The 18,430-nt window shown below is 65.9% G+C and carries 17 protein-coding genes; 12 read left to right on the plus strand and 5 right to left on the minus strand.

What is annotated here, in order from left to right; translation table 11 throughout:
• Window positions 1-151: 151 nt before the first annotated feature.
• Window positions 152-2,545, plus strand: coding sequence for a transketolase-like TK C-terminal-containing protein (locus AC1DYU_RS19720; RefSeq protein WP_476793100.1), 2,394 nt, complete (start codon window positions 152-154; stop codon window positions 2,543-2,545).
• Window positions 2,546-2,724: 179 nt separating this feature from the next.
• On the opposite strand, the gene AC1DYU_RS19725 is transcribed toward AC1DYU_RS19720, so the two are convergent.
• From AC1DYU_RS19725 to AC1DYU_RS19735, 3 genes are all read right to left on the minus strand, one after another.
• Window positions 2,725-3,030: a hypothetical protein gene (locus AC1DYU_RS19725; protein WP_476793101.1), complete on the minus strand. Its 306-nt coding sequence runs from the start codon at window positions 3,028-3,030 to the stop codon at window positions 2,725-2,727.
• A gap of 100 nt (window positions 3,031-3,130) precedes the next feature.
• A complete protein-coding gene (locus tag AC1DYU_RS19730) occupies window positions 3,131-3,925 on the minus strand; it encodes a hypothetical protein (RefSeq protein ID WP_476793102.1) in 795 nt (264 codons plus the stop codon).
• 17 nt (window positions 3,926-3,942) lie between these two features.
• Window positions 3,943-5,022, minus strand: coding sequence for a hypothetical protein (locus AC1DYU_RS19735; RefSeq protein WP_476793103.1), 1,080 nt, complete (start codon window positions 5,020-5,022; stop codon window positions 3,943-3,945).
• Window positions 5,023-5,518: 496 nt separating this feature from the next.
• Between AC1DYU_RS19735 and AC1DYU_RS19740 the strand changes: the two genes are divergently transcribed.
• Both AC1DYU_RS19740 and AC1DYU_RS19745 read left to right on the plus strand, forming a co-directional pair.
• The gene (locus AC1DYU_RS19740) at window positions 5,519-6,553 is read left to right on the plus strand and encodes an aspartate-semialdehyde dehydrogenase (RefSeq protein ID WP_158486626.1); all 1,035 of its coding nucleotides are present in this window, start codon (window positions 5,519-5,521) and stop codon (window positions 6,551-6,553) included.
• Between the two features lie 224 nt (window positions 6,554-6,777).
• The gene (locus tag AC1DYU_RS19745; RefSeq protein ID WP_476793104.1) at window positions 6,778-7,710 is read left to right on the plus strand and encodes a DMT family transporter; all 933 of its coding nucleotides are present in this window, start codon (window positions 6,778-6,780) and stop codon (window positions 7,708-7,710) included.
• A gap of 6 nt (window positions 7,711-7,716) precedes the next feature.
• Here the strand turns inward: AC1DYU_RS19745 and AC1DYU_RS19750 are convergent, their stop codons facing one another.
• Window positions 7,717-8,394 (minus strand): TetR/AcrR family transcriptional regulator, encoded by a 678-nt coding sequence (locus AC1DYU_RS19750; RefSeq protein ID WP_476793105.1) that lies wholly within the window; start codon window positions 8,392-8,394, stop codon window positions 7,717-7,719.
• Between the two features lie 142 nt (window positions 8,395-8,536).
• Here AC1DYU_RS19750 and AC1DYU_RS19755 point away from each other — a divergent pair, with 142 nt between their 5' ends.
• From AC1DYU_RS19755 to AC1DYU_RS19795, 9 genes are all read left to right on the plus strand, one after another.
• Complete coding sequence (locus AC1DYU_RS19755) at window positions 8,537-9,724, plus strand: HlyD family secretion protein (RefSeq protein ID WP_476793106.1); 1,188 nt, start codon at window positions 8,537-8,539, stop codon at window positions 9,722-9,724.
• A gap of 159 nt (window positions 9,725-9,883) precedes the next feature.
• Complete coding sequence (locus AC1DYU_RS19760) at window positions 9,884-11,470, plus strand: DHA2 family efflux MFS transporter permease subunit (RefSeq protein WP_476793107.1); 1,587 nt, start codon at window positions 9,884-9,886, stop codon at window positions 11,468-11,470.
• Window positions 11,471-11,698: 228 nt separating this feature from the next.
• Complete coding sequence (gene irrA / locus AC1DYU_RS19765) at window positions 11,699-12,190, plus strand: iron response transcriptional regulator IrrA (RefSeq protein WP_476793213.1); 492 nt, start codon at window positions 11,699-11,701, stop codon at window positions 12,188-12,190.
• Window positions 12,191-12,200: 10 nt separating this feature from the next.
• Window positions 12,201-12,488, plus strand: coding sequence for a (2Fe-2S)-binding protein (locus tag AC1DYU_RS19770; RefSeq protein WP_476793108.1), 288 nt, complete (start codon window positions 12,201-12,203; stop codon window positions 12,486-12,488).
• 100 nt (window positions 12,489-12,588) lie between these two features.
• Complete coding sequence (bfr, locus tag AC1DYU_RS19775) at window positions 12,589-13,074, plus strand: bacterioferritin (protein ID WP_158486617.1); 486 nt, start codon at window positions 12,589-12,591, stop codon at window positions 13,072-13,074.
• 145 nt (window positions 13,075-13,219) lie between these two features.
• Window positions 13,220-13,762, plus strand: a complete 543-nt coding sequence (locus tag AC1DYU_RS19780) for an MOSC domain-containing protein (protein WP_476793109.1) — start codon at window positions 13,220-13,222, stop codon at window positions 13,760-13,762.
• 111 nt (window positions 13,763-13,873) lie between these two features.
• Complete coding sequence (locus tag AC1DYU_RS19785) at window positions 13,874-14,851, plus strand: Gfo/Idh/MocA family protein (RefSeq protein WP_476793110.1); 978 nt, start codon at window positions 13,874-13,876, stop codon at window positions 14,849-14,851.
• A 178-nt stretch (window positions 14,852-15,029) separates the two neighbouring features.
• Complete coding sequence (locus AC1DYU_RS19790; RefSeq protein ID WP_476793111.1) at window positions 15,030-15,779, plus strand: ABC transporter ATP-binding protein; 750 nt, start codon at window positions 15,030-15,032, stop codon at window positions 15,777-15,779.
• Between the two features lies 1 nt (window position 15,780).
• The gene (locus AC1DYU_RS19795) at window positions 15,781-17,313 is read left to right on the plus strand and encodes a hypothetical protein (RefSeq protein WP_476793112.1); all 1,533 of its coding nucleotides are present in this window, start codon (window positions 15,781-15,783) and stop codon (window positions 17,311-17,313) included.
• Between the two features lie 111 nt (window positions 17,314-17,424).
• Here AC1DYU_RS19795 and AC1DYU_RS19800 read toward each other — a convergent pair whose 3' ends face one another.
• Entirely contained in the window at window positions 17,425-18,093 is a 669-nt protein-coding gene (locus AC1DYU_RS19800) for a cold-shock protein (protein WP_476793113.1), read from the minus strand.
• Window positions 18,094-18,430: the final 337 nt, after the last annotated feature.

Below are 18,430 nucleotides of genomic sequence, written 5' to 3' on the forward strand. Positions count from 1 at the left end.
TTTCCGCCAAGACCGTGATGGCCTTGGCAGAAAGTGCCATTGTGTCTGTCGTTTCCTGGGCGATTGCGGTTCACATGGCCTGCGCGTTTCGTGCATGATTGCTGCGTTTCCGGGGCGCGCAACCCCGGGGCCTGCCCAGGGAGTGCTACCGATGTCCGATCCGCGTCTGCCGCTTTTGGCCGAGCTCGAAAAGAAGATCCTCTGGCTGGCGTCCTGGACGATCCACAACGCCAATCATCTGCGCGAGAGCGCCGACGGCATGAAGGTCGGCGGGCACCAGGCTTCCTCGGCCTCGCTCTGCACGATCATGACGGCGCTCTACATGGCGGCACTGCGACCCCAGGACCGGGTCGCGGTGAAGCCACATGCCTCGCCGATCTTCCATGCGATCAACTATCTGATGGGCCTCCAGACCCAGGAGAAGCTCGAGAATTTCCGCGGCTACAAGGGCGCGCAGAGCTATCCCTCGCGGACCAAGGACATCGACGATGTCGATTTCTCGACCGGCTCGGTCGGGCTGGGCGTGGCGCAGACTTTGTTCTCCTCGCTGACGCAGGATTATGTGAAAGCGCATGGCTGGGCCAAGGACCGGCCGGAAGGCCGCATGGTCTCGCTGATCGGTGATGCCGAGCTCGACGAGGGCAATATCTTTGAGGCGCTGATGGAGGGCTGGAAGCACGGGCTGCGCAACACCTGGTGGGTGATCGACTACAACCGCCAGTCGCTCGACGCGGTCATCCGCGAGGGGCTCTACGACCGCTTCGAGCAGATGTTCAGGAATTTCGGCTGGGACGTCGTCACGCTGAAATATGGCTCGCTGCAGCAGGCGGCCTTCAAGGAAAAAGGCGGCGAGCGGCTTAAGGCCTGGATCGATTCCTGCCCGAACCAGCTCTATTCGGCGCTGACCTTCCAGGGCGGTGCCGCCTGGCGCAAGCGGCTGATGGACGATCTCGGCGACCAGGGGCCGGTGACGAAGCTGATCGAAAGCCGCTCCGATGCCGAGCTCTCGAAGCTGATGTGCAATCTCGGCGGGCACGATCTGCCGTCGATCCTGGAGGCCTTCGAGGCGATCGACCACGACCGGCCGGTCTGCTTCCTGGCCTATACCGTCAAGGGCTTCGGCCTGCCGCTGGCCGGGCACAAGGACAACCATGCGGGCCTGATGACCAAGGAGCAGATGGCGGGCTTCCAAAGCGCCAACAAGGTCCGCGCCGGCCATGAATGGGATCTGTTCGAGGGGCTTTCACTGCCCGAAAAGGATGTCCGCGCCTTCCTCGACAAGGTGCCGTTCTTCAGCCAAGGCCGCAGGCGGCTCAGCGCTCCCGTGTTGCCTGTGCCGGCGAAGCTCGAAGCCGGCATCCAGCCGGTGATGTCGACGCAGATGGGCTTCGGCAAGGTTCTCGACGAATTGGCAAAGCTCGGTGGGCCGCTGGCCGACCGCATCGTCACGACCGCGCCCGACGTCACCGTCTCGACCAATCTCGGTCCCTGGGTGAACCGGCGCGGCCTCTTCGCCAAGGCATCGATGGCCGATACCTTCAAGGACGAGCGCATCCCCTCGATGCAGAAATGGGAGTTCTCGCCCAAGGGCCAGCATGTCGAGCTCGGCATCGCCGAGATGAACCTGTTCATCAACCTCGCGGCGCTCGGCCTGTCGCATGCGATCTTCGGCGAGCGGCTGATCCCGATCGGTACGCTCTACGACCCCTTCATCTCGCGCGGGCTCGATGCGCTGAACTATGCCTGCTACCAGGATGCGCGCTTCATGGTGGTGGCGACGCCGTCGGGCGTGACGCTGGCGCCGGAAGGTGGGGCGCATCAGTCGATTGCGACGCCGCTGATCGGCATGAGCCAGGACGGGCTTTGCGCTTTCGAGCCGGCCTTCGTCGACGAACTCGCGGTGATGATGCGCTGGTCCTTCGAGTACCTGCAGAAGGATGGCGAGGGCGATCCCGACGAGCGGACCTGGCTGCGCGACGAGACCGGCGGCTCGGTCTATCTGCGGCTCTCGACGCTGCAAGTCGAGCAGCCGCAGCGTGTGATGACGCCCGAACTCGAAAGCGAGATCATCGACGGCGCCTATTGGCTCAGGAAGCCCGGCCCCAACGCCTCGGTCGTGATCGCCTATACCGGCGCGGTCGCGGCCGAGGCGATCAAGGCGGTCGGGTTACTAGGCGAGGATCGGCGCGATGTCGGCCTGCTGGCGATCACCTCGGCCGACCGGCTCAATGCCGGCTGGCAAGCGGCGGAGCGGGCGCGGCAACGCGGCAACCACCGCGCCACCAGCCATGTCGAGCGGCTGCTCGGCGACCTCTCGCGCGATTGCGGCATCGTCTCGGTGCTGGACGGGCATCCGGCGACGCTGGCCTGGCTCGGCAGCGTGCATGGCCACAGGCAGAAGGCGCTCGGCGTCGAGCATTTCGGCCAGACCGGCACAGTCGCCGATCTCTACCGGCATTTCGGCATTGACGCGAACGCGATCGTCCATGCGGCGCAGGCGGCGGCGCCGGGGCGGCCGGTGCGCTATCTGAAGGCGCTGCCGTAAGCGTTTGACGGTTCGCGAGGAACCTCCCCGTCATCCCGGACGTAGCGAAGCGGAGCTCCGGGATCCATCATAGGGCACGACGGAGCCCTATGATGGATCCCGGGGCAAGCCCGGGATGACGGTGGTGTGTGTGAGGTGCGGTCGAGCCCTCAGTTTGGCCCGACCATGACGATCGCGCTTCAGAAGCGCGGCGTCTCGAAGGTGTTGGCGAAGGGATTGGCGCCCGCGCCGATACGTCCGGGCAAGGTGTCCTCGCCATAGAAGCCGCCGAAGCTGGCATAGGTCGGCGACGAGGCGAAGTGCTGGCTGGCGTAGCGGTTCATCGAGCCGACCGGGACGACGTTGCCGAGGTCGAAATAGCTGCGCTTCTGGACGGTGACCCGCAGCGGGCCGCGGCGGCTCTGCGCCTCCGCCATTGCGACCATCACGGTTGACGCCGCGACCGACAGGGCAAGAACGGCTGCAAGACGCTTGAACGAGGACATGATGGGCTCCGGGACAATGATGGTCTGATCACGAATGTGGGGCTGAAACGATCCGACGGGAAGATAGCCCAGCGTAGTTAATGAACTTATCAGCGCCGTGTCAGCGGGCCCAGAGCGGAAAGGCCTCGCCGGTGTCGCCCCTCATCCGAACCACGCCGCCATTGCGGTCGCGGACGACCTGTCGCGTGCCGGGCTGGTAGAAGGTCGTATTGGCGCATTGCGGCGCGTTGCCGGCGCGGGCGGCGAGATAGGCGACTGCCGGCGATGGGGTCTTGCCGGGCTCGATCCGCAGCTTGTCGATCATGCAGGCTAGGGGGCCGGCATCGGCGCTCTGTGCTCCGGCGGCGCAATAATATCCGCCGAGCGCGAATGCGGCGGTCTCGAAGCCATTGCGGAAGATGATGCAGGTGCGCGTCCGGCCGTCGCTCTCGCGATAATAGATGTCGCGGCCGGTGAAGCGTCCGAAGCGGGTCGTCATGGTGTAGTGCGGACCGCCGACGCGCGGGGCAAGCACGCGCAAGGGCGCGAACTGCCAGAATACCGGCGTGGCCAGTGTGAAGGGCACGGCGCTGTCGCTGGGCTCGGCCAGGATCATCGCCGCGAAGGGCCCGTCCGTGCCGGGGCCGCCGAATTGCAGGCCCTGCTCGCGCCCGCGGAAGGGGCTGGTTGCAGTGACCGTGGTCGCCTTGGTCATGGCGAGTTGCTCGGGCATCCAGGTAAAGGCCGGGGTGCCATGGCTGATCGTCGGGACGAAGCCCGAAATCCACCAGCCGACGAGCAGGACGGCGAGGAAGACGCCGGCGCCCAGCGCCAGAAAGAGGAAGCGCGCGGTCCCCATCGCGACGCGGCCGGTGGCGCCCAATGCGGAGATGGTCTGGGAGCGTGGGTCGGACATCGAGCCTCTCCCTGCCGTCAGCGCCGGGGAGTCGGCTTGCCCTCGGCCGTTGCGCTCTTGGTGCGCAAAGCGGGGGCCGTGGCGTCGGCGTCGAGCCATGAGGCCTTGCGGCCGGTCGATGAGAGGCGAGGCGGCGCGCAGGCCGGCTGCCGGCTGAGTTCGGTGCGGGAGAAGGCCAGGCGCAGAGCCTTGTCGTCGCCGGCATTGAGCAGGTCGATCCGGTCGATCAGGCAGACGAGCTGCTGCCGGTCGGCCGGCTTGGTGCCGCCGCACCACCAGCCGCTCAGCGACAGCGGCAGGGTGCCCGAATCCATGCGGAAAGCGATGCAGGCGCGGCTGACATCGCCATCGCTCAGCGTCGCATCGGCGGTCTCGACGGGGCCGAAGCGGGTCTGGATCGCGGTCGGCGTGCCGCTGCGCTGGACCGACATGGCGCGCGAAGCGGCGTCGCGCACCAGCGCGATGATGAAGGGCTGGGACAGGTCGGCGCGCCCATGCTCCACGCTCAGGCGCAGCAGCAGATGCGGCTTCGGCTCAATGAAGGCCGAGAAGCTCAGCAGGTCCTCGCGCTGCGAGCCGTCCTGGCTGCGGCGGGCCTCCAGAACGGCCGAGCCGCGGTCGAGCTCGGGCGATTCCAGCCCGAACATCGGGATCGGCCTGGTGATGGGGATCCAGTTCTCGCGGCTGCCCGGGCTTGGGCGCGGCTCCTGGCGGACATCGCGAACCGGGCGCGTGTCCTGCTCGATCGGCAGGGTCAGGCTCGCGATCCTCACCTCGCTCCCGGAAGACAGGGCGGTGACGAGCGCGGCCGTCAGGCCGATGCCGGTCGCGGCCGCGACGCTGCGCCAGATCAGGCCGCTGGTGAGGCGAAAACCAGGTATCAGCAGGAGGACGCGCAGATGGCGCAGGCCGGAAAGTCCGCGCGAGAGATAGCCGAAGCCGGTCTCGATGCCGTCGGCAAAGCGGATCAGGGCGGTGGCGAGATCGACCCTGGCGAGCCGCGCCCATGCCTGGCCCAACCCTGGCCGGATATCCCGCAGGACAGGCCAGGACAGCCTGACCCGGTCGAGCAGAAGCGATGCGATATGACCTGACACGACCCCAACCCGTGCTCCCGCGCTGCGTCCGAGCGGCGCGTTCGTCCTCACCCGCGTGCACGGTGACGGCGGGTGAGTCAGCGGCGGGTTACCGCGGCCGGGGAATCGCGACGCAGCGTGAACGGGTGGTCAAGAAGCAGGGTTAATGGCCGCTGGCTGCGCGAGACATGCGGCGGCCGGGACATGCGCCGGAGCAGGGGGCAATTGACTTTTCGCCGTCTACGGTGTTCTCACAGCGATGTGTCATGCAGGGCCGAGCGCCCTGGATGGCGCCGCGAAGCTTCAGCCTTTCGGGATTGGCCCTGTGACTGTCCGTCTCACGACGAAACGCACGACCAAACCGGCGACCGGGACCACCGGTACGCCGCGCTGAATTTCGCCTCGGTTCCGGGCCCCTCCCCCCCGGCGGGGGCATTACGCCGAACCCGCCCCGATGAGTGAGGCGGACGGTGCCCAGGGGGAGACCAAAACCGGTTTCACCAAAAGGAATTTCATCATGAGCTTCAAGGTCGCGATCGTTGGCGCCACTGGCAATGTGGGCCGCGAGATGCTGGACATCCTGGCCGAGCGGGCCTTCCCGGTCAGCGAGGTCGTGGCTCTCGCCTCTTCGCGTTCGATCGGGACCGAGGTCTCGTTCGGCGACAGGACGCTGAAGTGCAAGTCGCTGGAGCATTACGACTTCTCCGACACCGATATCTGCCTGATGTCGGCTGGCGGCGAGATCTCGAAGGCGTGGTCGCCCAAGATCGGCCAGCAGGGCTGCGTCGTGATCGACAACTCCTCGGCCTGGCGCATGCATCCGGACGTGCCGCTGGTCGTGCCGGAGGTGAATGCGGCGGCTGTGGCCGGCTTTACCAAGATGAACATCATCGCCAATCCGAACTGCTCGACCGCGCAGCTCGTCGTCGCGCTGAAGCCGCTGCATGACAAGTATGTCGTCAAGCGCGTCGTGGTCTCGACCTATCAGTCGGTTTCCGGCGCCGGCAAGGAGGGCATGGACGAGCTCTTCAACCAGACGCGCGCCGTGTTCTCGGCTGGCGAGGTCGTGACCAAGAAGTTCCCCGCCCGCATCTCCTTCAACCTCATTCCGCAGATCGACGTCTTCATGGAGGACGGCTTCACCAAGGAAGAGTGGAAGATGATGGCGGAGACCAAGAAGATCCTCGATCCGAAGATCAAGTTGACCGCGACCTGCGTGCGCGTGCCGGTCTTCATCGGCCATTCCGAGAGCGTCAACATCGAGTGCGAGAAGCCCGTCACGGCCGACGAGGCGCGCGAGGTTCTGCGCGCGGCACCTGGCATCCTCGTCATCGATAAGCACGAGCCCGGTGGCTACATCACCCCGCATGAAGCGGCCGGCGAGGACGCGACCTACATCTCGCGCATCCGCGAGGACGCCACCGTCGAGAACGGGCTCGCCTTCTGGTGCGTCTCCGACAATCTGCGCAAGGGCGCGGCGCTGAACGCGGTGCAGATCGCCGAGGTGCTGATCAACCGCAAGCTGATCCAGCCGCGCCAGAAGGCGGCCTGACGGCTGGCTTCACCGGCGTGAGTTGAACGAGGCGGGCTGCGAAGCCCGCCTTTTTCGTTTCGCGGGCTGACCTTGTCTTTGGCGGCATCCGAGCTGGGGGCGCCCGTGCGCATGCAGGGCTTTCGTTCTTTGCGCGACGAAATCCGGCGAAATCGACTAGTGTCACGGCTCAAGTCGACGCGCCCCAAGACTCGACGCCCAAGCCTTCCGGAAACGCCGCTTCCTTGCCAAACGTCCCGCATCCCGAACCGACGCCCTTGCCGAAGGGGGGCGATGCGCTGCCGCTGCGCCGTGACGCGCCGCTGCGCGGCATCGGCCTGGTGCTGGTGACGGGGGTTTTCTTCACCTCGGCGGACGCGGTCTCCAAGCTGCTGACGGCGGAGATGTCGACGCTGCAGGTGATCTGGCTGCGCTACGGCACCTTCATGCTGATCATGTTGGCGCTGGTCTGGCGCGCCGGCGGACGCAGCCGGCTGCGGACGAAGCGGCCCGCTCTGCAATTCCTGCGCGGCGTCGGCGTGACCGTGTCCTCGATCCTGTTCGTCGGGGGCCTGCAATACCTGCCGATCGCCGATGCGACGGCATCGAGCTTCGTCGCGCCGCTCTTCGTCACGGCCCTGTCGATCCCAATGCTGGGCGAGACGATCGGCTGGCGGCGCTGGACCGCGACCCTGATCGGCCTCATCGGCGTCCTGATCGTGGTACGGCCCGGCGGGAGCGGCTTCCAGCTTGCCTCGCTCCTGCCGGTGGCGTCTGCTCTGTCCTGGGCCTTTGCGATGATCATCACCCGGATGATGAGCCGGACCGAGACACCCCTGACCACGCTGACCTATTCGGCGATGATCGGCTTTGCCATCGTCAGCCTGTTCGTACCCTTCGTCTGGCAGCCGCTGACCTCGGAGTTCCTGCTGATGGGGCTCTTCATCGGCGTGTCCTCGACGGTCGGGCACTGGCTTTTGGTGACGGCGTTCCGCTATGCCGACGCCTCGCTGCTGGCGCCGTTCTCCTATCTACAACTGCTCTGGGCCTCGGCGTTCGGCTATCTGCTGTTCACCGTGCTGCCGGACATCTGGACCCTTGTCGGTGCCGTCATCATCGCGGCGTCCGGGCTCTACACCGCGCATCGCGAGCGGATCAGGGCCAAGAGCCTGGCTTGAACGCGCTCAGGACTTGTCGAGAAGCGCCTTCGTGCCATAGCGCGCCAGGAACATCTCGACCGCGGAGGCGACGACACGCCGGATCTCCTCCTCCGAGGGCGGCTCGCGCTTGGCATTGAACAGGCGCGGCCGCAGCATGGTCGACTGCGAGAGATCGAGAAACTGCACGGCGGCGAGATAGGTGTCGTCGATCGCCAGCAGCCCCTGCTCGACCTTGGCGGCCAGGAAATCGGCGAGGCGATGAGCTCCCTGCTGGGGACCGCGCTCGTAGAACTCGCGGCCGAGATCGGGCATCCGCTCGGCCACGCCGATGACGATGCGATGCGCGCTGACCGCAAAGTCGCCGGCCAGCAGGCGCATCAGCGCCTCACCGAAATGCGCAAGCGCATGGGCCAGGTTGGTGTCTTCGTTGAGCGTCTCGAAGACGCCGATCTTCTGAGCCTCGCGCTCGCGTTCGATCAACGCGACGAAGAGATGCTCCTTGTCGGCAAAATAGACATAGAGCGTGCCCTTGGAGACGCCCGCAGCGGCGGCGATCTCGCTCATGCTGGCCGCATCGAAGCCCTGCGCATTGAACACGGCGTGCGCGCCGTCGAGAATCTGGCGGCGCTTGTCGGGGTCCATGCCGGCGACGCGGCGATTGCGCGGGCCCGATCTGCGTTTCGCCTCGGCAGTCTTGGTCATCGCCCCCACCCGGCAGCGTGTGGCTGCCATGCAAAAAGAATCGAACCAATCGGTTCGATATGACTTGATATGCGCGAAGGCTCACGCTATTTCAAGTCATATCGAACCGGCTGGTTCGAATTGTTTTCTCCGGGACGAAGCCATGGCTGCCGAGATCATCACTCACCAGCGCCGCGACAGGCTGCAGCTGGTCGATCCCGCCCTCGACAAGGCGCCTGCGGAAGCGCGGCGCACCGAGGCGAGGCCGAGCGAGGCTGCGGGCGCTCCCGCGGCAGCCCCGCTCAAGAGCAAGAGGCTGCGCCGCGCTGGCCTGATGCTGCTGGGAACGGCCGCGATCGGAGCAGGTCTCTGGTTCGGCTCGGACTGGTGGTTCAACGGCCGCTTCATCGTGTCGACCGACGACGCCTATGTCGGCGCCGAGATGGCGACGATCTCGGCCAAGCTCTCCGCCAACATCGCCTCTGTCTCCGTTCTGCAGAACCAGCAGGTCAAGGCCGGCCAGCCGCTGGTCGCGCTCGACGACGGCGACTGGCGCATCGCGCTGGACAGTGCGCGCGCCAGGAGCGCGACGGCTGCCGCGACGCTCTCGCGCATCGACAGCCAGATCGAGGCAGGGCGCGCCAGCCTCGAGCAGGCGCAGGCGCAGCAGGTCTCGGCCCAGGCCGGCGTGACCCGTACCGTCGCCGATTTCGAGCGGGCCAACAGCCTCGCCGCCAAGTCCTATGGCTCGCAGGCGACGCTTGATGGTGCGACCGCTGCCCGCGATCAGGCCAGGGCCGCTTTGGGCAGCGCCGAAGCCGGCGTCTCGGCGGCAAAGGCCAATATCGAGGTGTTGAAGGCGCAGCGCGTCGAGGCGGCCCGGCAGGCCGACGAACTCAAGGTCGCCGAGCAGAAGGCCGAGCGCGACCTGACCTTCACCAAGGTCGCGGCTCCGATCGACGGGCTCATCGCCAACACCAATGTCCAGCTTGGCGATCTCGTCAGCGCCGGCAAGCGGCTGATGTCGATCGTGCCGCTCGACCAGGTCTATGTCGATGCCAACTTCAAGGAGACGCAGGTCGGGCCGCTCAAGATCGGCGACCGCGCGACCATCACCGTCGATGCGCTGCCGGGCCATGTCTTCGAGGGCAAGGTCAGCGGCATCAGTGGCGGCACCGGCTCGGTCTTCACCCTGCTGCCGCCCGACAACGCGACCGGCAACTTCACCAAGATCGTCCAGCGCGTGCCGGTGCGGATCGCGCTCGCGCCGGAGGCGGCCGGGCGTCATGTGCTGCGGCCGGGCATGTCGGTGGTCGTGAAGATCGATCCGCGGCCGGAAGGCCGGCGCTGAGCTTGCCGAAAACCTCACCGTCATCCCGGGCGACCGCAGGGAGACCCGGGATCCATGCCTGAACCTCACCGGCCCATGCTCAGGCATGGATCCCGGATCAGCGCCGCTTCGCGGCTTGTCCGGGATGACCAAGAGGTTGCATAGGAAAGGCAGGCCACTATGGCCACCGCGACCCTGACCAGCCCCGCCGGCGCGCCGCCGGCCGACGACGCTATTCCGATGCGGCGGATATTCGCCTTCATCGCGATGATCTTCGGCATGTTCATGGCGATCCTGGACATCCAGATCGTTTCGGCCTCGCTCGCCGAGATCCAGGCCGGCCTCTCGGCTTCGTCCGACGAGATCGCCTGGGTCCAGACCGCCTATCTGATCGCGGAAGTGATCATGATCCCGCTGTCGGGTTATCTCAGCCGGGCTCTGTCGACGCGCGTTTTCTTCTCGATGGCCGCAGCCGGCTTCACCATCGCGAGCGTGCTGTGCGCGATGTCGTCCTCGATCAACGAGATGATCCTGTGGCGCGCCGTCCAGGGCTTCATCGGCGGCGGCATGATTCCCGGCGTCTTCGCCGCGGCCTTCACGATCTTCCCGCCCTCGAAGCGCCCGATCGTCTCGCCGCTGATCGGCCTCGTCGCGACGCTGGCGCCGACCATCGGGCCGACCGTCGGCGGCTATCTCAGCAGCGCCTTCTCCTGGCACTGGCTCTTCCTGGTCAATGTCGTGCCGGGCATCTGCGTCTCGATCGCGGCCTGGACGCTGATCGATTTCGACCAGCCGCAGAAGGGGCTTTTGAAGCGTTTCGATTGGCTCGGGCTCATCGGCATGGCGGGATTCCTCGGCAGCCTCGAATATGTGCTGGAGGAGGGGACGCGGCTCGACTGGTTCGAGAGCCATGAGATCGTGTTCTTTACCGGCGTGATGCTCGCGGGGTCCGTGCTGTTCTTCTGGCGGGCCCTGACGCGTGACGATCCGCTGGTGGATCTCTACGCCTTCCGGGACCGCAACTTCGCCTTCGGCTCGCTGTTCTCCTTCTGCATGGGCATCGGCCTCTATGGCCTGACCTATCTCTACCCGGTCTATCTCGGGCGCATCCGCGGCTATGACGCGCTGCAGATCGGCGAGACGATGTTCGTCACCGGGCTGTGCATGTTCCTGACGGCGCCGATCGCCGGCAAGCTCTCGCAGAAGATCGATCCGCGCGTGCAGATGATGATCGGCTTCGGCGGTTTCGCGCTCGGCACCTATATCGCGACCGCGATCACCGCCGACTGGGATTTCCACGAGCTGCTGATTCCGCAGATTCTGCGCGGCGTCTCGCTGATGCTGTGCATGGTGCCGATCAACAACCTGGCGCTCGGGACGCTGCCGCCGGCGCAGCTCAAGAACGCGTCCGGTCTCTACAACCTGACGCGCAATCTTGGCGGCGCGGTGGGTCTCGCGCTGATCAACACGCTGTTGAACACGCGCACCGACCTGCACATCACGCGGCTGCACGAGAGCGTCGCGGCCGGCCGGCAGGTGGCGGAGGAGGCGATCGCCCAGACGATGCAGCGCTTCATCGACTATGGCGATGCGGCGCAGCAGATGGCGTTGGCCCTGATCAACCAGCGTGCCCACAAGCAGGCGCTGATCATGGCCTTCGGCGATGTCTTCCTCGGGCTGACCCTCGTCTTCGGCAGTCTGGTGCTGCTGGCGCTGTTCATGCGCAAGCCCCCGGCAGCGGCGCCGGGCGGAGGGGGAGGCCACTGAGCGGCCCGCGGGCCGGGCCACTCGATCACGGCTTCGTGCGGCCAAAGCATGGGGGCGAGGACGGGATGCCGCACCCGCGAAGATTGACACCGGGACGGCTTTGCGACAAATATAACAACAATATCAGTAGTTTAGATATTTTCTAAACTACGAGCCGGCCAGCCGGCCTTGTGGAAGGCGTTGTCGATGAGCGTTTCGTCCCTGAAGGATCAGGACCAGCAGCGGGTCATGGCGGACCATATTCCCTGGCCGCAGAAGAGCCCTTCGTCCTGCCCGATCAGCGCCGTGAAGGCGCGGTTGCGTACCGCCGGCCTGCGGCCGACGCGGCAGCGCATGGCGCTTGGCTGGCTGCTCTTCGCCAAGGGCGACCGCCATGTCAGCGCCGAGATGCTCTATGAGGAGGCGCTGCGCGCCCGCGAGCCGCTCTCGCTGGCCACCGTCTACAATACCCTGCGCCAGTTCTCGGAAGCGGGCCTGCTGCGCCAGGTCTCGGTCTCGGGTCCGAAGACCTTCTTCGACACCAACGTCTCCGAGCACCATCATTTCTACAATGAGGAAGACGAGACCGTCGTCGATATTCCGGGCTCGATGATCCAGGTCGCGGGCCTGCCCGACGCGCCGGACGGCATGGTGATCTCCTCGGTCGAGGTGATCGTGCGGCTGCGCCGCGCCGATGGCCAGGAGATCGAGAGCCGCAGCCCTGTGGGCGGACACGCGTGATCGTCTGCTCATGATCGTCTGTTCCTGCAACGTCATCTCCTGCCGGCAGATCAAGGGCACCATCGCCCCTGACGGCACCGGGCCGAGGACGGCCGGTGAGGCGTATGACTGCCTGGGCTGCAGCCCCGATTGCGGGCGCTGCGCCCGCGAGGTGCGCGCCATCCTGGCGGAGGCCCGCGCCGCCTGCATGACGCAGTGCGGCTCATGTTCCGCTCGCGACATTGAATGCGCGGTGCATGTCTCCGTCGGGCAGATGATGGACGGCCTCGTCATGGACAATGACCGCGCCGCTGCCTGAGCGCCGCCGAATATCCCGGCCCTTTCGCCTTTTTTGCTTTCCTTCTGAAATTGGCTGCCCTACATTAGTATCATTCTAATGTAAGATCGGGAGTGGCGCCATGAAGGGTGACAAGAAGGTCATCGAATATCTCAACAAGGGGCTTCGCTCGGAGCTCACGGCGATCAACCAGTACTGGCTGCATTACCGCATGCTGGACAACTGGGGCCTGAAGGAGATGGCCAAGACCTGGAAGAAGGAATCGATCGAGGAGATGGTCCATGCCGACCGCTTCGTCGACCGCATCCTGTTCCTCGAAGGCTTCCCGAACCTGCAGACCCTCGACGCGCTGCGCATCGGCGAGAACGTCAAGGAGGTCATCGAATGCGACCTCAAGGCCGAGATCGAGGCGCGGTCGCTCTATCAGGAAGCGGCAGGCTACGCCCGCGAGGTCGGCGACTACCCGTCCGAGCAGCTTTTCAAGGATCTGATGGCGGATGAGGAAGGGCATATCGACTTCCTCGAGACGCAGCTTGAGCTGATCGCGCGCATCGGCATCGAGCTCTACACCCAGAAGCATGTCGGCTCGCTCGACGAGGGTCACTGAGCCCGCGCCCGCCAGGACAGAATCAGCAGAAGCCGGCCCCTTTCGAAGGGGTCGGCTTTTTCGTTTCGGCGGCTCGCCAGCCTGCCGCGTCCGTGCCAGAAGCCGAGCGTGGCATGAGCGGCGCGTGGGCGGGCGGAGGCGGGGCATGACGGCGACGATCATCACGGTGAGCGGGGCGTCCGGTCACCGCTTCAGCAAGCCGACGCTGGCTTCGATCCGGCTGTTGAAGGGGCTCGGCGTCGAAGGCGACGCGCATTGCGGCGAGACGGTGAAGCACCGCTCGCGCGTTGCGGTCGATCCGACGCAACCCAATCTGCGGCAGGTCCATCTGCTGCATGCCGAACTGCTCGATGAACTGAACGCCGCCGGCTTCGACGTCGCTCCCGGGCAGATGGGCGAGAACGTGTTGACGCGCGGGGTCGATCTGCTGGCGCTGCCGGTCGGCGCGCGGTTGCGACTGGGGGACGAGGCTCTGGTCGAGATCACCGGCCTGCGCAATCCATGCGCCCAGATCGAGACGTTCCGGCCCGGCCTGCTCGCCGCCGTGCTCGGGCGCGATGCGCAGGGGCGGGTCGTCCGCAAGGCCGGGATCATGGGCGTCGTGCTCGAAGGCGGAGAAATCCGGCCGGGCGACGCCATCGCCGTGACGCTGCCGGCACTGCCGCATAGGGCACTGGAACGGGTCTGAGCGCGTCGCATTCGGGGGCCGGCTGAGTTCAAGAACACGCACGGCTTTGCTCGTGAGAGTTCGGGAATCCTGCTATCGCGCTTCTCGGCTCAGGGCAGGGGATCTCAGGCGATGCATGACGGCACTCTTTCGATCGGGATCATTGGCGCAGGCATCATGGGCGAGCGGCTGCTGAGCGCCATTCTCGACCAGTCGCCGCCGCTGGTGACGGTCAGCGGCATCTGGGATCCGGCGCCATCGGCGATGGAGCGCATGGCAGCGACATTCCCGCAGGTTCCGCGCTTGGCCGACGCTGCCGCGATCATCGCCGCGAGCGACTGCGTCTATATCGCCTCGCCGCCAGCGTCCCATCTCGGTCATGCCCGCGCCGCCATTGCGGCCGGCAAGAGCGTCTTCTGCGAGAAACCTTTGGCGGTCGATGTCGCCGATGCGCGCGCCTTCGTCGGAGAAGCTGGAGACAAGGGAGCCGTCAACTTCCCCTTCGCCTCATCGCTGGCCGTGGCGACGCTGATGGACTGGATCGCGCAAGGAGCCGTCGGCACGGTGTCGCGCATCACGATCGACGTCGCTTTCGCAACCTGGCCACGCTCCTGGCAAGCCGATGCCGCTGCCTGGCTGGACGGGCGGCAACAGGGCGGCTTCACCCGTGAGGTCGTATCGCATTTCCTCTTCCTGAGCCGCCGGCTGGCTGGCCCGCTGCATGGCCTTGCCGCGAGCGTGGCTTTCCCGGAGCCGGGCAAATCGGAGCGCCGCATCGAGGCGAAGCTCTCGGCCGGTGAGATCCCCGTCGAACTCAAGGGCAGTGTCGGCACCACTGCGAAGGATGACCACAATATCTGGATGCTGGAAGGCGACAGGGGCGCGGTCCGGCTCTGCGACTGGTCGCTCGCCGAACGCCGCCGACCCGACGGCACATGGGAGCGCGCGACTGATGCGCTGTCGCAGGCGGATGCACGTCCGGTCGCACTCAAGCGCCAGATCGAGGGCGTGGTTCGCCTCACGCGAGGCGAAGCGCATCATCTTGCGACGCTCGCCGAAGCCTTGAACGTTCAGGAGATCGTCGAAGCCATTCTCGCCAGCGGCGTTTAGGCGGTAAGGTGACAGAAGCATCGTCCTGACGCTTGCGCGATGCGTGGCTCGACCCCGGCAGCAGGCCAAGCCCGCGAACTGTTCAGACAAGCCGAGCCGGCTCTCTCTGGGCATGTCAGTTTAACCTGAACGTCACCAGCGATGCCGCATAACGCCCCACAATGATGGGGGCGTTCGCATGAGTGGCCATGATGCGCTGGTTGTCCGCGGTCTCGTGAAGCGCTTCGGCGGCCTCACGGCTGTCAACAGCCTTGATCTCAGTGTACGGCGCGGCGAGCTCTACGCATTGCTGGGTCCGAACGGGGCGGGCAAGACCACCTCGCTCAGGATTGTCGCGGGGCTGCTCTCTCCGGACGCGGGCGAGATCAGCATTTGCGGGATCAACCGCCTGCGTGATCCGGTTGCGGCAAAACGTGTGGTGGCGTGGCTGCCAGATGAGCCGATGGTCTATGACAAGCTCACGCCTGTCGAGTATCTCGATTTTGTCGCCGGCCTTTGGCAGGTTGAGCCAAGGGTCGCAAAGCTGCGCCGCGACGCCCTGCTCGAGACCCTCGAGCTAACCCGCGTGGCGGATCAGCGCTGCGAGGGCTTTTCCAAGGGGATGCGCCAGAAGGTTGCTCTCGCTGGCGCGCTGATTCACGAACCCGAATTGCTGATCCTCGACGAGCCGCTGACAGGCCTCGATGCGTCGATGGCGCGCCATGTGAAGGAACTGCTTCAGGAGCGTGTCGCAACCGGCGTGACGGTGATCCTCACCACGCATATCCTCGAAGTCGCTGAACGGCTCAGTGACCGCATCGGCATCATTCGCAATGGCAGGCTGGTCTGCGAAGGCACGATGGCCGAACTGCGCGATGGTGGAGCCTACCAGGGTTCTACCCTTGAGGATGTTTTCCTCGATGTCGTCTCGCGCGACGAGGCAGCCTGAGATGAAGGCCCTCGTGTCGGGTGCAAGCCGCGCCGTGCTGGCGCTCGAAGCGCGTCTGGCATTGCGCGGCATTGCCGATATGGCAGGCCCGAAAACGGCAATGCGTCCCTGGCGCATCGCATGCGTGCTGGCTGTGGTCTGCACGATCATTTTCGGCGTGTCGCAGCTTCTGCTGATGCAGGCCGGCGAACTGGACCCTGCCGATCCGCGCCTTCAGATCACTTTGACCATCAATCTTGCCTTCCTGTTCGTCCTGATGATCTCGGCCGCGCTCGATTCCGCCGCCTATGCGCTCTACGCGCGCGGCGACTACGATCTGATGTTCTCCGCGCCCCTGCCACCGCAAACGGTGCTGCTGGTCAGGGCTCTCAACGTCTTTGGTTTCACGCTGTCCAAAGCCGGTCTTTATGGCGCGCCGATGCTGATCCTGCTGGCGGTGCAGCGCGGACCGCATTGGTTGGCTGGCCTGCCCCTGATCCTGGCGCTTGCGCTCAGCGCAACGGCCATCGCGATCGGACTGGCAATGGGTCTGGTTCGCCTTATCGGTATCCGGAGCACGCGCGTCGCGGCGCAGGTGGCGGCAGCGCTGGCCGGTCTGCTGGTGCTTGTGATGGTGCAGTGGGATGCGATTTTTGGGCGAGGTCCAAAGGACGCCCTCGTCGCGGACTATATGGCCAATCCCCAGTCTCCTGTTTGGCAATTGGCGATGTTGCCTGCCCGCGCCATGACGGGCGATGTCGTGGCGCTCCTGGCTGTGGGTGCCTGTGCTGTGCTGATGGCCGTGCTGATGTTCACAGGCCTTGCCGAGAGCTTCGTGCGCAATGCGGTCCTGGCAGCAGGATCGGCGTCTGCAGCTCCACCCCGCGCCAGGCGCAGTCGCGCCTCCTTCGGAGCATCACCGGTGGCGGCACTGATGCTCAAGGAACGGCGCATCATTCTCCGTGATCCGTGGCTGTTGTCGCAGATCCTGATGCAATGCATTTTTCTGATCCCGATCGCCGTCGTGACGGTCTATCGGGTCTCGAGCGGGGCCGACGGCGCCTCGGCGCTCGTGCCGGTCCTCATCGTTCTGTGTGGCCAGATTGCCGGTGGCCTGACCTGGATCGCGATATCGGCAGACGAAGCAGCCGAACTTGCCTTGACCGCACCGCTGGACCCTCGCTTACGCGCGCGCGCCCGTTTTGGCGCCATATCCTGGCTTGCAGTCACGTTCGCCGCACCGCCGTTGATGCTCTTGCTGATGTTCGATGCCTGGGCCGGTCTGGTCAGTCTGCTCGGTGTTGCCTGCGCCATCGCCTGCGGCATCCTCGTCAACATCTGGCATCAACCCAGACTGGCGAGGACCGGCATGATCAGGCGGCGCATGAAGAGTCCCATCGCCGTGACGGTCATAGAGCTTCTGGCCTTGACGATGGTTGCGATCGCACTCTGGCCCTTGCTGTCTGGCGACTACCTGGCGGCGATGCTGGGCTCGCTCCTCGCCGTGGCAACGATGGGCGTGCTGTATGCGGCGCGCCCACGCGCAGCAGCCTGAGCCGGGGACTGTCAGGATTTCCATGTGCGGGCGGCGGGTTGACCATCAGGCCCCAATAGAAAAGGCCCGCCGGTGGAGCCGGCGGGCCTGAGATCTCAACGCGTCGTTGCGTCAGATGTAGCTGACATTGGCCGCTTCCGGGCCCTTCTTGCCGGCGCGGATCGAGAAGCGCACGCGCTGCCCGTCCATCGGCGGCTGCAGGCCGCTGCGGCCGAGCGACGAGACATGCAGGAACACGTCCGGGCCGCCCTTGTCGGGCGCGATGAAGCCGAAGCCGCGCTCGGCGTTGAAGAACTTCACGGCGCCGTCATAGGGCCCTTCCATCGGGCCGCTGTCGCGGCTGCCGGAGCCGCCGCGATCGGCATAGCCGCCGCCACCACCGCCGCCGTAACCACCGCCGCCACCATAGCCGCCGCCACCACCGTAGCCGCCGCGATCACCGCGATCGGAATAACCGCCGCCGCCGAAATCGTCGCGCGGGGCGCGGGGGGCAGAGCGCGGCGCCGACTGCGTCGCCGTGGAGGCGTCGATCTCATGGACAGCGACGACCTGAAGGCCGCGGCGTCCTTCGCCGAGATCGCAGACGATGGTGGCGCCCGGCTGCAGGGCCTGCTGATCGAGCGGGCCGATCGCCGAAATGTGGAGGAAGACGTCGCCCGAGCCATCGGCTGGCGACGCGAAACCGAACCCCTTTTCGGGGTCGAACCATTTGACCTTGGCTTCGATATTTTCGTGCGTGACAAAGGGTTGAGAGGACTGAGGCGTGCGACGATCGTACATGGAGCTTCAAGGATGAGTGACCGGGAACGCTCAATCTAGCGCAAGCAAAGCGCGCCGTCATCGGGGGCGCGGTGGTAAATTATCGGCAGTCGCAGTCCAGACACCAACCTGCCGGAGCGGTGCGCGCGACCGCTGCCTCGGCGTTAGGCTGACCAAGCCTCCAGCCCCAGCCGAGCACCCTCCCAGGTGCGTCGGTGGGGCGGGGCTCCGCATTATCTTGCCGGCAAAGCTCTGCGTTACTGGCGCGGCGCGTGACAGACCGATCCGGATCGTCGCGGAGCGTCCTTGCGCCGACCTGGCCATTTGCATGCCTACCCGCGTCCGGCGAAGCGGCCCT

The organism is Allobosea sp. P2_B12 (assembly GCF_056404835.1).

Coding starts and splice junctions, on each gene's coding strand:
- AC1DYU_RS19755 (WP_476793106.1), top strand. CDS start 8,537: ATGGCTGCCGAGATCATCACTCACCAGCGCCGCGACAGGCTGCAGCTG.
- irrA (WP_476793213.1), top strand. CDS start 11,699: ATGGCGGACCATATTCCCTGGCCGCAGAAGAGCCCTTCGTCCTGCCCG.
- AC1DYU_RS19760 (WP_476793107.1), top strand. CDS start 9,884: ATGGCCACCGCGACCCTGACCAGCCCCGCCGGCGCGCCGCCGGCCGAC.
- AC1DYU_RS19780 (WP_476793109.1), top strand. CDS start 13,220: ATGACGGCGACGATCATCACGGTGAGCGGGGCGTCCGGTCACCGCTTC.
- AC1DYU_RS19790 (WP_476793111.1), top strand. CDS start 15,030: ATGAGTGGCCATGATGCGCTGGTTGTCCGCGGTCTCGTGAAGCGCTTC.
- AC1DYU_RS19740 (WP_158486626.1), top strand. CDS start 5,519: ATGAGCTTCAAGGTCGCGATCGTTGGCGCCACTGGCAATGTGGGCCGC.
- AC1DYU_RS19795 (WP_476793112.1), top strand. CDS start 15,781: ATGAAGGCCCTCGTGTCGGGTGCAAGCCGCGCCGTGCTGGCGCTCGAA.
- AC1DYU_RS19730 (WP_476793102.1), bottom strand. CDS start 3,925: ATGTCCGACCCACGCTCCCAGACCATCTCCGCATTGGGCGCCACCGGC.
- AC1DYU_RS19785 (WP_476793110.1), top strand. CDS start 13,874: ATGCATGACGGCACTCTTTCGATCGGGATCATTGGCGCAGGCATCATG.
- AC1DYU_RS19770 (WP_476793108.1), top strand. CDS start 12,201: ATGATCGTCTGTTCCTGCAACGTCATCTCCTGCCGGCAGATCAAGGGC.
- bfr (WP_158486617.1), top strand. CDS start 12,589: ATGAAGGGTGACAAGAAGGTCATCGAATATCTCAACAAGGGGCTTCGC.
- AC1DYU_RS19750 (WP_476793105.1), bottom strand. CDS start 8,394: ATGACCAAGACTGCCGAGGCGAAACGCAGATCGGGCCCGCGCAATCGC.
- AC1DYU_RS19800 (WP_476793113.1), bottom strand. CDS start 18,093: ATGTACGATCGTCGCACGCCTCAGTCCTCTCAACCCTTTGTCACGCAC.
- AC1DYU_RS19720 (WP_476793100.1), top strand. CDS start 152: ATGTCCGATCCGCGTCTGCCGCTTTTGGCCGAGCTCGAAAAGAAGATC.
- AC1DYU_RS19725 (WP_476793101.1), bottom strand. CDS start 3,030: ATGTCCTCGTTCAAGCGTCTTGCAGCCGTTCTTGCCCTGTCGGTCGCG.